Annotated in this window: 10 protein-coding genes; 5 read left to right on the forward strand and 5 right to left on the reverse strand. The window is 64.5% G+C overall.

All coding sequences use genetic code 11. The features are described 5' to 3' along the window. Both EN943_RS27345 and EN943_RS27350 read left to right on the forward strand, forming a co-directional pair. Positions 1-3901, forward strand: a 3901-nt coding sequence (locus tag EN943_RS27345) for an autotransporter outer membrane beta-barrel domain-containing protein (RefSeq protein ID WP_164778402.1), incomplete at its 5' end; no start/stop codon positions are given. A 35-nt stretch (positions 3902-3936) separates the two neighbouring features. Further along, positions 3937-4515: an invasion associated locus B family protein gene (locus EN943_RS27350; RefSeq protein WP_127415374.1), complete on the forward strand. Its 579-nt coding sequence runs from the start codon at positions 3937-3939 to the stop codon at positions 4513-4515. A gap of 85 nt (positions 4516-4600) precedes the next feature. Here EN943_RS27350 and coaBC read toward each other — a convergent pair whose 3' ends face one another. From coaBC to ubiE, 3 genes are all read right to left on the reverse strand, one after another. Then, entirely contained in the window at positions 4601-6064 is a 1464-nt protein-coding gene (gene coaBC / locus EN943_RS27355; protein ID WP_206522814.1) for a bifunctional phosphopantothenoylcysteine decarboxylase/phosphopantothenate--cysteine ligase CoaBC, read from the reverse strand. 93 nt (positions 6065-6157) lie between these two features. After that, entirely contained in the window at positions 6158-7732 is a 1575-nt protein-coding gene (gene ubiB, locus EN943_RS27360) for a 2-polyprenylphenol 6-hydroxylase (RefSeq protein WP_127415375.1), read from the reverse strand. A gap of 70 nt (positions 7733-7802) precedes the next feature. Beyond that, complete coding sequence (gene ubiE / locus EN943_RS27365; RefSeq protein ID WP_127415376.1) at positions 7803-8579, reverse strand: bifunctional demethylmenaquinone methyltransferase/2-methoxy-6-polyprenyl-1,4-benzoquinol methylase UbiE; 777 nt, start codon at positions 8577-8579, stop codon at positions 7803-7805. Between the two features lie 134 nt (positions 8580-8713). On the opposite strand from ubiE, the gene EN943_RS27370 reads away from it, so the two are divergent. The 3 genes from EN943_RS27370 to EN943_RS27380 all read left to right on the forward strand — a co-directional run bounded on the left by EN943_RS27370 (position 8714) and on the right by EN943_RS27380 (position 11123). Continuing rightward, a complete protein-coding gene (locus EN943_RS27370; RefSeq protein WP_127415377.1) occupies positions 8714-9688 on the forward strand; it encodes an adenosine deaminase in 975 nt (324 codons plus the stop codon). 146 nt (positions 9689-9834) lie between these two features. Beyond that, entirely contained in the window at positions 9835-10464 is a 630-nt protein-coding gene (upp, locus tag EN943_RS27375; protein WP_023812571.1) for a uracil phosphoribosyltransferase, read from the forward strand. 95 nt (positions 10465-10559) lie between these two features. Next, a complete protein-coding gene (locus EN943_RS27380) occupies positions 10560-11123 on the forward strand; it encodes a TIGR02281 family clan AA aspartic protease (protein WP_127415378.1) in 564 nt (187 codons plus the stop codon). 84 nt (positions 11124-11207) lie between these two features. Here the strand turns inward: EN943_RS27380 and deoA are convergent, their stop codons facing one another. Together deoA and EN943_RS27390 are read right to left on the reverse strand one after the other, a co-directional pair. Then, the gene (deoA, locus tag EN943_RS27385; protein ID WP_127415379.1) at positions 11208-12527 is read right to left on the reverse strand and encodes a thymidine phosphorylase; all 1320 of its coding nucleotides are present in this window, start codon (positions 12525-12527) and stop codon (positions 11208-11210) included. Beyond that, a complete protein-coding gene (locus tag EN943_RS27390; protein ID WP_127415380.1) occupies positions 12527-13336 on the reverse strand; it encodes a purine-nucleoside phosphorylase in 810 nt (269 codons plus the stop codon). Before EN943_RS27390 ends, deoA begins: the two co-directional genes overlap by 1 nt. Positions 13337-13400 lie beyond the last annotated feature (64 nt).

Consider the following 13400-nt stretch of genomic DNA (forward strand, 5'->3'; position numbering starts at 1 on the left):
CGGTGGCGGTGGCGCGGCTTCGACCGACGAGGAGATCATTGGCGGAGGCAGCGAAGGCGAGACGTCCGTCGGCATCGGCGCGGCGATCGGCCTCGCCGCGGGTGGTGCCGGCAATGGCGGCACGGTCTCTGTTACCAACCGGAGCCTGATCGTGACCGACGGCGCCGATTCGTATGGTATCAGCGCCAACTCGATCGGCGGCGGCGGTGGTGTCGGCGGCTCGGCGACATCGGGCGTATTGGGTAAATATGCGATCGGTGGCGCGCTTGGCGGGGCAGGCGGCGGCGGTGGCAACGCTTTCCAGGTCGACGTCTTCAATCTCGCCACGGCCGGCATCTGGACCCAGCAGGAGCGTTCCATCGGCATCTTCGCACAGCCGGTGGGCGGCGGCGGCGGCGCCGGCGGCGCCGGCGAAAGCACCGGTCATACCGATGAATCGGAAGTCAGTGTCAACCTGTCACTGGGCGGGTCCGGCAACGTTGGCGGTAATGGCGGCAAGGTCAATGTCGAAAACAGCGGCTGGATCCAGACCGAGAAGGCCTATTCGCACGGCATACTGGCGCAGTCGATCGGCGGCAGCGGCGGCGTCGGCGGCGCTTCGGGCACCTCGGCCAAGGACTCCAATGTGGCCATAACCTTGAGCCTCGGCGGCGCCGGCGGCACCGGCGGCAAGAGCGGCGAAACCGTTCATGTGACTAATTTCGGGTCGGGCGAGATCCTGACCAAGGGCGATAATTCACACGGCATCTTCGCGCAATCGGTGGGCGGTGGCGGTGGCGCGGCGGGCGCCGGCTCGACCGAGACAGGCAGCGCGGAAACGTCGGTGACGCTGGCGATCGGCGGGCTGGGCGGTGGGGGCAGCAGCGGTGGCGACGTAAGCGTCGATAATCATGGCAAGATCACCACGCTCGGCTATCTTTCGCACGGCATTTTCGCGCAATCGGTAGGCGGTGGCGGCGGTGCTTCGGGTGCCGCGGCCAACGCTTCGGAGGCCGACATGACGATCGGCGGCGCGATTTCTCTGCCGAGCGGCGACGGCTCCAATGGCGGCCATGTCACGGTCAACAATGACGGCATCATCGAAACCTGGAAGGATGGGGCGCTCGGCATCTTCGCCCAGTCCGTCGGCGGCGGCGGAGGCTATGGCGGCGTGGTATCGGCCGACACGGCGGGAGACGAGTCGGTCGCGCTGCAACTTGGCGGCTTCGGCGGCAATGGCGGCAATGGTGGCAAGGTCGATGTCACGGTTTCCGGCACCATCATCACCCATGGCGAGCGCGCGCATGGCGTGGTCGCGCAATCGGTCGGCGGCGGTGGCGGCTATGGCGGCGACGCCAAGGGCAAGAGTTCGAATGCGTTGGCCATTGGCGGTCTCGGCGGCAATGGCGGCGATGGCGGCGATGTTACCGTCATCCGCACCGGCACGATCACGACGACGGCCAAGGATTCCATCGCCATCATCGCGCAGTCGGTCGGTGGCGGCGGCGGCATCGGTGGTGCCGGTTTCGGCCGCTTTGGCGCCGACGACGACGGCGGCGGGCCAAACGCCATCGGCTTCAACACGCCTGGTGGCACCAAGGGCACCGGCGGCAAGGTGACCATCATCCAGTCCGGCGCCATTGAGACCGATGGCGACCGTGGCCACGGCATCGTTGCCCAGGCGGTCGGCGGTGGCGGTGGCGCCGGCGGCATGGATTCGCTGGCCATGGGCCAGTCGGCGGCCGGCTCGCAAGGCGGTATCGGCGATGCCGCGGCGTCGGCCGCAAGCACGGACAGCCAAGTCTGGGTCAAAGGCGCAAGTTCGTATGCGATGTTCGGCCAGAGCGCCACTGGCGTCGGCAATGCCCATGCGGTCGATCTGACGGCAGGCGACAACCTCTTCGCGCAAGGTGCCGATTCCGTGGCTGTCTATGGCGAGAGCACGGCCAAGGGCGCCAAGGGCAACATCACCATCAACCTGAATGGCCAGTACACGATCGGCGGTACCGGAACCGGCGTGGCGGCGATGCTTGTCGGCGGTGCCGACAACAATCTGATCAACCACAGCCTGCTCTATGCAATGGGCGCAACGCCGAGCTTCACCATCCAGGCGTCGCAATTCCAGGCATTCCAAGCCTTCCTGTTGGCGCCCGGGCCCGTCGTGCCGACGAATGCGATCCTGGAATCGCTTCTGGACGATTTCAGCCCACTGGCTATCACCGGCACATCGGGCGACGACCATGTGGAGAATTCGAAGATTGCCAACACGCTCGGGCGGGTGATCGGCAACATCGATCTCGGCGGCGGCACGAACAGCTTCCACAATATCGCCGACGCCTCGATGGTCGGCCTCAAGACCATCGATCTCGGCGGCGGCAAGTTCACCAATGACGGGCTGTTTACCAACCAGGGCATCGGCGTCGTGGCCAAGGTGGATGTCACCGGCGGCTTCACGCAGATATTCTCGGGCGACTTCGTCACCGACGTCGATCTCAACAACCAGATCACGGATGCCCTGGCACTAACGGTGGCCGGCGACTTCGATGGCGAGGCGCCGTTGAACTTCCTGTCGATCGACAAGCTGTTCACCGAATATGTGCTGGCCACCGGATCGACGATGACCGATTCCGGCATCACGCCGACGACGCTGCATCCGGCGGTCGGCTTCAATTTCCTGACCAAGGTGGTCGGCGGAACGGATCTGGTTCTCTATGCCGACAATCCGACCTTCCTGGAGTTGGCACAGGATCCTAACTCCGGCACGACCGATCCCGGTGTCTTCCAGATGGCGCAGTATCTCGACGATGTCGAGGCCTCATCGAGCCCGGACAATCCGATGGCGCTGTTGATCAACATGCTGCGCTTCCTGCCCGATGAAACCGAGCTCGGCGCGGCCCTGACGCGGCTGACGCCGCACTATGCCGTGCACACATTCGAGATGATCAACCGCTCCACAGACGTCATGCTGGAGGCGGCGCGCGAATGCACCGGGGTTCCCGCCTACAAGAACCCCGACGGCCGCTGTGTCTGGGCATCGATCAGCCCGCAGGCCGAATACAGCCGCGACGCGGGTGCCGGAACCACCAGCCGAGACGACGTCATGAAGACGATGTCGCTTGGCGGCATTGGCGAGGTCAGTCAGCACTGGTCGCTTGGCGCAACCATAGGCCGGACCGAATTCGACTCGAAAATCGATTTCAACGGCGAGCTTCTGTCGGCGACGACAGGCGAATCCTGGCAGGCATATGCGCTGGCGAAATATGCCGACAAGAACTACTTCATCGATTTTGCGCTCGGCGGCGGCACCGGCTCCTTCAAGGGCGAGCGCGACACGCACCTCGATCAGGTGGCCTTCATTCCTGGCGAAACGCTGGTCGGCGACTATCTGCCGGAGGCATTGCTGCCTGGCATCGGCAACAGTGTCACCTACACGCAGAAAACCGCCCAGTTCGGGGGTTCGGCGCGGCTCGGCATAACGCAGGAGATGGGTGCTTTCTACCTGCAGCCGACCTTGCAGTTCGATGCGCGCTGGCTGCGTGTTTCCGGCAAGGAAGTCGGCTCGATTGCAGCCTTCAACTTCGACGGCAGCGCCAACATGTATTATTCGGCGACGCCGGCTTTTGAGATCGGTACCGACATTGCACTCAGCGACATTGCCAGCCTTCGCGTCTACGGCAAGGCTGGCGTGGAGTTTTCCAACAAGGAGTGGGAAATCGAAGGTCGCTTCGCGGCGGCGGAGAATCTGCCTGGCAACCCCGCATTGCACTTGACGGAGGCTGTCGATTCGCCGCTCTATCGGGTCGGCGCCGGCCTTGAGCTGAATGGCGTCAATGGCGTCGGCATGTCCGTCAGGTATAATGGCGCCTTCGGCGAAACGGTTAAACAGAACGCGATCAGCGCGTCTCTCAAGGTCAGCTTCTAGCTGGCCCGAGGCGGAGCCGGGCGGGAGGGGTCTTGATGAGGAAGTACGCGTATCTCATGGCGATGCTGGGCGTTGCCTGCGTCGTCGGTGTGCCGGCCGTGGCGGCCCAAACCAAGAGCGACAAGGTGGTCGTGGCGGTGCCCGCTGCCGATGCGCCGCAGCTGCCTGGTGGCGCGTCGGCACTGTCCGAAACCCATGGCGACTGGACGGTCAATTGCCAGATATCAGGCGCGACCAAGACCTGCAGCCTGTCGCATCAGCAATTCAACAAGCAAAACAATCAGCGCCTGCTGGCGATCGAGCTGTCGAGCAAGACCGGCGAGGATGCCACGGGAACGCTTGCGCTGCCGTTCGGCCTGGCGCTGGCCAAGGGGGTGAGCCTGACCATCGACGATCAGAAGCTGGACGGCAGCCTGGCGTTCAATACCTGCCAGGTCGTCGGCTGTCTGGTGCCGGTGGTGTTCGATGCGACTGTCGCGCCCATGCTGAAATCGGGCACCACACTGAAGATCGACGCTTTCGCGGCAGACACCGGACAAGCGGTGAGCTTTTCCATTCCGCTCAACGGCTTCGCCGGCGCGCTTGCCCGAACCGCCGAGCTTTTGACCAATTGATGTAGAGCCGCAGGACTTGAAGCGCGCCGCCTGAATGCCGTCTCGCGGCAGGGCGGTGCGTCACTGCAGCAGAACGTCTTTCAGCTCAAACGACGATCGTTTTAAGCCTTTCGGCGATCAGGGCGGCGAGCCGCGCCGCCACATCGTCCTTGCTCATCTCCGGCCATTCCTCGACGCCGGCCTTTGACACGATCCGCACCCGGTTGCGATCGCCGCCCATCACGCCCGAAGAACCGACGCCGCTTCCCTGCGACACGTCGTTGGCAACGATGAGATCGGCGCCTTTCTTCTTGAGCTTGGCCTCGGCATTGCGCAGGAGATCCTGTGTCTCGGCGGCGAAGCCGATAACCAGGCCGGGTCGCTGGCTGTGATGGCCGACGCCGGCAAGGATGTCGGGATTCTCGACCATGCGCAGCACCGGCGGCCCTTCGCCCGCGACCTTCTTGATCTTCTCACCGGCTGAATTCTCGGTTCGCCAGTCGGCCACGGCGGCGACGAACACCGCCGCATCGGCGGGCAGGAGCTGTTCCACCGCGTCGCGCATCTCTTGCGCCCGTTCGACATGGATGGTCTTCACGCCTGCCGGATCGGCGATGCCGACTGGGCCGGAGACGAGGTGCACATCGGCGCCGAGCCTGGCCAGTGCCGCAGCGATGGCGTGGCCCTGCTTGCCGGACGAACGGTTGGCGATGTAGCGCACCGGGTCGATCGGCTCATGCGTCGGGCCGGAGGTGACGATGATCTTGCGTCCCGACAGCGGCTTCGGGCCGACATCGAGCAGCGCCTCGATCGCGGCGACGATCTCCAGCGGCTCGGCCATGCGGCCTTCGCCGGCTTCATTGCTTTCGGCCATCTCGCCCCTGGCCGGACCGACGAAGGTGACGCCGTCCTTCTGCAGCGTCGCACGGTTGCGGCGGGTGGCCGGATGCGTCCACATTCTGGGGTTCATGGCCGGCGCCATCAGCACCGGCTTGTCGGTGGCGATGAGCACGGTGGAGGCCAGATCGTTGGCGTGGCCGTTTGCGAGCTTCGCCATCAGGTCGGCGGTGGCGGGCGCCACCACCAGCAGATCGGCCTCGCGCGACAGCCTGATGTGGCCGACATCGTGCTCGTCATTGCGGTCGAACAGCTCGGTAAAGACATGATCGGCGGAGAGCGCGCCGGCCGACAGCGTGGTGACGAATTCCTGCGCGGCCGATGTCATGACCACCCGAACCGCGGCCCCGCGCTCGCGCAGCCGGCGGATCAGATCCAGCGCCTTGTAGGCAGCTATGCCGCCGCCGATGATGAGCAGGATGCGCTTGCCGGAGAGGCCGCGTGGCGGGATTTTCCCCACGACTGCTGGGGTGGCCAGGGCGCGCGCGCTTGCCAGTTCGCGCAAGGTCTGTTCGATCTGGTCGATGCGGCCGGCCGAACCAAGCTGGCCTTCGACGGCAGCACGGATCATGACCCGCGCCTGTTCTTCCATGGAACGGTCGTTCTCTGCCGCCAGTCGGCGCAACAGCTCCTTGACCTCGTCGTCAAGGTTGCGGATGGTGATGCTGGCCATTTGATTGCACTCTGCTGCGACTGTTGATGGTAATGATAGCAATGCAATCAGAACGCTGCAAGTTTGCGGCTCCGGGGTCGAAGCAGCTCGGCGCTAGATGAGCGTCCAGGCGATATAAACCAGCGTCAGCGCAATCACCCAGAGTGCCCAGCGGCCGGAACGGCTGTAGCGCGCCTCGGCCTTGCCGATGGCGTGGGCGGTGGTCTCGTCGAAGCGCAGGCCGTGCTCGGCCATCAGGTCGATCTCGCGCGACAGCCGGTCGGTGCGCGCCGCAAGCTCGGGCACCTGGCGGGCCAGGGTGAGCAGCGCCCGGGCGCCATCGCGCGCGTCGATCATCATGCCACGCGGCCCAAGATTGCCTGATATCCAGTCGCCGACCACCGGCTCGGCCGTCTTCCACATGTTGAAGGCCGGGTCGAGCGTGCGCGCCACGCCCTCGACCACCACCATGGTCTTCTGCAGCAGGATCAATTCGGGCCGCGTCGCCATGTCGAAGAGCTCGGTGACCTCGAACAGCAGCGTCAGAAGCTTGGCCATCGAGATGGTCTCGGCCGGCTGGCCATGGATCGGCTCGCCGATCGCCCGGATCGCCTGCGCGAAGGCCGCGACATTGTGCTGGCGCGGCACATAGCCGGCCTCGAAATGCACCTCGGCGACGCGCAGATAGTCGCGCGTGATGAAGCCGTAGAGGATTTCGGCGAGGAAACGGCGTTCCTTCTTGCCGAGACGTCCGGCAATGCCGAGATCGACGGCGACGATGGTGCCGTTTGCCTCGACGAACAAATTGCCCGGATGCATGTCGGCGTGGAAGAAGCCGTCGCGCAGCGTGTGGCGCAGGAACGACTGTATGAGGTTGGCTGCGATCGCCTTCAGATCGTGGCCGGCGGCCTCCAGGCCGGCAATGTCGTTCATCTTGACGCCGTCGACCCATTCCATGGTCAACACGTCGCGGCCGGTGCGCTCCCAGTCGACGGACGGCACGCGAAAGCCCGGATCGTCCTTGGTGTTCTCGCCGAGTTCCGAGAGTGCCGCCGCCTCGAGGCGCAGGTCCATCTCGATCTTGGTGGTCTGCGCCAGCGTCTCGGTGACCTCGACCGGCCGCAGCCGGCGTGACGACGGGATGTATTTCTCCTGCAGGCGGGCGGCCAAGAAATAGCTTTCGAGATCCTGGAAGAAGCGGCGGCGCACGCCGGGCCGGATCACCTTGACCGCCACCTTGGTGGCAACGCCGTCATGCATGGCATCGGCGGCATGGACCTGGGCGATGGAGGCGGCTGCGACCGGATCGCCGAATTGCGCGTAGAGATCGCCGACCTTGCGCCCGAGCGAAGCCTCGATAGCCGCGATGGCCTCGGCCCTGGGGAAGGTGTGCATCTTGTCCTGCAACATGGCGAGATCGAGCGCCATGTCGTTACCGACGACATCGGGCCGCGTCGCCAGGAACTGGCCGAGCTTGACGTAGGATGGACCGAGCCGGACGACCGCCTTGGCCAGCCGGTCACTGCGCTCGTAGGCAAGGGCACGACGGCGGGTGAACAGCCGTGCCAGTCGCCAGCCGAACTTCGGCAGGCCGGACAGTTCCTCGCCCGGCAGAGCGGCGACCACACCCTCGCGGACCAGCACCCAGCCGGCCCTTACGAGCCGGAATCCTGCACTGACATTGCTCATGGCAGCGCCAATCCTGCCGGCTTTTTGAACCGGCACGGCACGCGTAGATTGTGAGAAATGCGGTCCGGCCTCAAAGCTTCCAGCCCGAATGAAGTGCTGCAATACCGCCGGAATAGTTGCGGAAGGAAACGCGGTCGAAGCCGGCGCGGGAAATCATCGTCGCGAAATTCTGCTGATTGGGAAACCTGGCGATCGATTCGACCAGATAGGAATAGGGTTCGCCGTCGCCAGTGACCATCTTGCCGATCTTGGGAATGGCATTGAACGACCAGGCTTCGTAGGCCTTGTCGAGCAGGGGCATCTCGACCTCGGAAAACTCCAGGCACAGGAAGCGCCCACCGGGCTTCAGCACGCGAAACGCTTCGCCCAAGGCCACCTCGATGCGCGGTACGTTGCGGATGCCGAAAGCGATGGTGTAGGCATCGAATGTGGCATCGGCGAAGGGCAGTTCCTCGGCATTGGCCTCGACGAAATCGGTGTTGCCGGATAGGCCTTTCTTTTCGGCCCGGTCGCGGCCGACAGCCAGCATCGAGCCGTTGATGTCGAGCACGGTGGCATGGGCATTGCCGTGGCTGGCATCGACGATGCGGAAGGCGATGTCTCCAGTGCCGCCGGCAACGTCCAGCACGCGCCAGCCGATCCTTTTGGGAGGATTGAGCCAGGAGACCATGGCGTCCTTCCACAGCCGGTGCAGGCCGGCCGACATCAGATCGTTCATCAGGTCGTAGCGGTTGGCGACCTTGTGGAAAACATCGTTGACCAGGGACTGCTTGTCGCCAGCCCCTACACGCTTGAAACCATAGGAGGTTTCCATGCCGCCCGCGGCCGTGGTTCTCTCAACTGACATTTTTTTGATCCGTCATAAAACCGGCGGGACCATAGCCGATCGATGGTGCGGGCGCTATTGTTTAAGGCGCGGTGTTCAGCCGCGCTTCCAGGTGGCGGGTTTTCGAGACCTGGACGGACCGACGGGATGATTGAATGCCTTTGAAAGCGGAACTGCATTGCCACATCGAAGGGGCAGCGGCGCCCGAACTCGTCATCCGCCAGGCGCAGAAATACGGCAAGGACACCTCGCCCTATATCCAGAACGGGTCCTTCGTCTGGCACGATTTCACGTCCTTTCTCGCGGCCTATGACTTCTCTTCCGATCTGTTTCGGACCGAGGAGGATTATGCGCGGCTGGCCGACCATTATCTGACCAGCCTGGCCCGCGACGGCGCCATCTATTCCGAGGTCTTCACTTCGCCGGACCATGCGACGAAAGCCGGGCTGTCACCCAAGGCCTATACCGACGCGCTCGGCGAAGGCATGCTCCGCGCCAAGGCCAAGACAGGCATCGAGGGCCGCATGATCGTCACCGGCGTGCGTCATGTCGGCGTGGAATCGATCGAGCGGGCGGCGCGCTTCGCGGCGCGCTGCGGGCATCCGCTGGTCACCGGCTTCGGTGTCGCCGGCGATGAGCGCATGGGCGACATGGAGGACTATGTCAGGGCTTTCGAGATCGCCCGCGAGGCCGGGCTCGGCATCACCGTCCATGCCGGCGAACTGACCGGCTGGGAGACTGTCCAGGCCGCGCTCGACCATATCCGTCCCTCGCGCATCGGCCATGGCGTGCGCGCCATCGAAAACCCGGATCTTGTCCGGCGCATCGCCGACGAAGGCGTCGTTCTGGAGTGCTGCCCCGGTTCCAACATCGCGCTCAAGGTGTTCGACAGTTTCGCCGATCATCCGTTTCCGGCCCTGCAGGCGGCCGGCTGCAAGGTGACGCTCAATTCCGACGATCCGCCCTATTTCTGGACCTCGCTGAAGCGCGAATACGACATTGCCGCCGAGCATTTCTCGATGAACGAAAAGGCGCTGGCCGCCGTCACCCGCACTGCCATCGAAGCCGCTTTCGTCGATAGAAAGACAAAGACGGCACTTCTTGCCCGGTTGAACGGCGCGGCACGCTGATTTTCCGCCGACAAAGCTGTGGTCGGTGCGGGCCAAGCGGTTCCTTGGCCGGCGCATTGCCGCTAGGGTTCGCCCAGGCAGCTTGAATCGCGGCGCGTCCGAAAGGGCTATGCGCGCATTTTGGGCGCAGGCATCAGGAGAACACCATGAAGGGCGTCACCGTCGTCGACCACCCGCTTGTCCAGCACAAGCTGACCATCATGCGCAAGAAGGAAACCTCGACGGCCGGCTTTCGCCGGCTGCTGCGCGAAATCTCGCTGCTGCTCGGCTACGAGGTCACCCGCAACCTCGAACTGACGACGACGACCATCGAAACGCCGATGGAAACCATGGAAGCGCCGACGCTTGAGGGCAAGAAACTGGTCTTCGCCTCGGTGCTGCGCGCCGGCAACGGCTTGCTGGAAGGCCTGCTCGACCTGGTGCCGGCGGCGCGCGTCGCCCATGTCGGTCTCTACCGCGATCACGAAACGCTGGAAGCGGTCGAATATTTCTTCAAGGCGCCGAGCGACCTCGCCGACCGGTTGGTGATCGTCGTCGATCCGATGCTGGCCACCGCCAATTCGGCGATCGCGGCGATCGACAAGCTGAAAGAGCGCGGCGCCACCAACATCCGTTTCCTTTGCCTGCTGGCGGCGCCTGAAGGCATCGAGCGCTTCATCAAGGCGCATCCGGACGTTCCCGTCTTCACCGCTTCGATCGACCGCCAGCTCAACGAGAAGGGCTACATCATGCCTGGCCTCGGCGACGCCGGCGACCGCATGTACGGGACCAAATAATTTACCAATTGTTTACGCAAAGGCGGGTTTCTGGCGCCCGTTAAACCGGCAAACATCATCAAGGCATAAGGATCGGCTGTCACAAAGGCCGATCCATGCTGCGCAAACTTCTGATCCTCGGCGTTTTCGCCGGTACATCGGCATCGATACCGATTGTGTATCAGTCGAATCCGCAATTCGTCGAAAACCTGCTGAGGTCGGCGGTGCCGGGCAAACAAGCGGCCGAGGCCCAACCGGACGTCAATCTGGCATCGGTGCCCAACAAGCCCGCGGCACCGCTGCCGATGGGCCGCAAGGTCGTCGTCGCGGCTGACGAGCGCGGACACTTTTCATCGGCCTTCAAGCTTAATGGACGTCAGGTCGACGGCATGATCGACACCGGCGCCACGCTGGTCGCCATCAACATTTCGACGGCGCGCAGGATCGGCCTGTCGCTGAACGCTTCCGACTTCAGCCGCGAGGTCAACACCGCCAACGGCACCATCAAGGCGGCCGTGGCCATGATCGACCGCCTGCAGATCGGCAACATCACGGTCAACGACGTCCAGACCATCGTCCTCGACGACAGGGCGCTGCGCACCAATCTGATCGGCATGAGCTTCCTCAACCGGCTCGACAAATACCAGGTCGAGAACGGCACGCTGCTGCTCGTTCAGTAAGGCTATTCGTTTTCCGCAATTCCCAAGGGAAAGCGCTATGCGCTTTTCCCGGGAAAACCGTTTCACGCTTTTCCTGGAATTGCTTTAGCCGCGCGGCAGAATCCGCCGGATGACCGACTTGTCGGCGGGCGGCTTCGAGGCGCCGACCGTATAGGCCGAATGCACGGTTGCCGCGGCGGCCTCGGCATCGGCCGATGAGCGGGCATGGACCAGCGCCAGCGGCTCGCCGATCCCCACTTCCGCACCGACCGGTAACAGCCTGCTGATGCCGACCGCGGGGTCGATCTGGTCGTCCGGTCGCGTGCGCCCACCTCCCAGGCCGACCACGGTGAGCCCGATATCGCGGGTGGCGATGCCGGTGACGAAGCCGTTCGCGGTCGCCTTGACGGCAAATTCGATCGCCGCCGCTGGCAGGTATTTTTCTGGTTTCTCGATGAAATCGGCGGGGCCGCCAAGCGCGGCCACCATGCGTGCGAAGGTGGCGGCGGCGCGGCCGCTGGCGAGCGTCTCGGTGGCGCGCCGCATGCCATCCTGGTTGGACGACACCAGCCCGGCCGACTGCAGCATTTCGGCGGCCAGTGCCAGCGTCACGTCCTCGAGCCTCCGGTCGCGAAACCGGCCGGTGAGGAAATCGACGGCGTTGCGCACCTCGACGGCGTTGCCGGCGGCCGACGCCAGCGGCTCGTTCATGCCGGTGATCAACGCCGAGGCCTTCAGTCCGGCGCCGTTGGCGATCTCAACCAGGCTGTTGGCGAGTGCGGTGGCGTCGCGCGATTTCTCCATGAAGGCGCCGTTGCCGACCTTGACGTCGAGCACCAGCGATTGCAGCCCGGCCGCCAGCTTCTTCGACAGGATCGAAGCGGTAATCAGCGGCACCGATTCGACCGTGCCGGACACGTCGCGGATCGCATAGAGCCGTCGATCGGCGGGCGCGAGGTCGGCGGTCTGGCCGATGATGGCACAGCCTGTTTCGAGCACCGCCTTGCGAAACAGCGCGACATCGGGCTGGCTGATGTAGCCGGGGATGGCATCCATCTTGTCCAGCGTACCGCCGGTGTGGCCAAGGCCACGGCCCGAGATCATCGGCACATAGGCGCCGCAGGCGGCGACGATCGGCGCCAGCATCAGCGAGACATTGTCGCCGACGCCGCCGGTCGAATGCTTGTCGGTGACCGGGCCGGGCAGGTCCGACCAGTCGAGCACATCGCCGGAATCGCGCATCGCCAGCGTCAGCGCCACGGCCTCGTCGCGGTTCATGCCGTTGAAGAACACCGCCATGGCGAAGGCGCCGGCCTGGCCATCGGTAACGGCGCCTGACGTCACGCCCGCGACGAAGCCGGTGATCTCCTCTTCCGACAGCCTGAGGCCATCGCGCTTGCGGCGGATGATTTCCTGGGGAAGCATCAGATCTCCAGCAGTCCGTCGCGGAACACGCGCTGCAGGATCGTCGCCAACCGCGCGCCGCCGACCGGCGCCATGTCCTTGGTCTCCTGGTGCGAAAGCTCGGCCCCGGTCATGCCGGCCGCCAAATTGGTGATGACCGAACAGGCGGCGACGCGCAGTCCGAGAAAGCGGGCGAGAATGACCTCCGGTACGGTCGACATGCCGACCGCATTGGCACCCATGATGCGCGCCATGCGGATTTCGGCCGGCGTTTCGAAGCATGGGCCGGAGAACCACATATAGACGCCCTTATGCAGTGTGGTGCCGGTCGCATTTGCCGCCCGTTCGATGGCCTGGCGGATGCCGGCATCATAGGCTTCGGTCAGGCCGACGAAACGCCGGTCGCTTGGTTCGCCGATCAGCGGGTTGGTGCCCGAGAAATTGATGTGGTCCGATATCAGCATCACGGAGCCAGGCGGCATGTCCGGATCGACCGAGCCGGCAGCATTGGTGAGGATCAGTTTCGTGATGCCGATGCCGGCAAGCACTTCCAGCACCGGCCGCATCGCCGCGGCGTTGCCGTGCTCGTAGTAATGGGCGCGGCCCGACAGCATCAGCACCGGCACGCCGGCAAACAGCCCTGCCACCACTTCGCCGGCGTGCCCGGTGACACCGCTTCTGGGAAAACCGGGCAGGTCGGCATAGGAGATGCGGATCGGGTCCTCGATCTGGTCGACCAGACCGCCGAGGCCCGAACCGAGCACCATTGCCGTGGCCGGCGCCAGGCCGTCCAGCCTTTCGACGAGGTGATCCAGGGCTTTTTCCGTCATCGCCGCCAGCTGTTCATTTGAGCCCGTTGTTCATTTCAAAATATCGCCGCGGAAGCCGTAAGGC

This window comes from Mesorhizobium sp. M7A.F.Ca.US.006.01.1.1 (assembly GCF_003997935.1).
Taxonomy (GTDB): domain Bacteria; phylum Pseudomonadota; class Alphaproteobacteria; order Rhizobiales; family Rhizobiaceae; genus Mesorhizobium.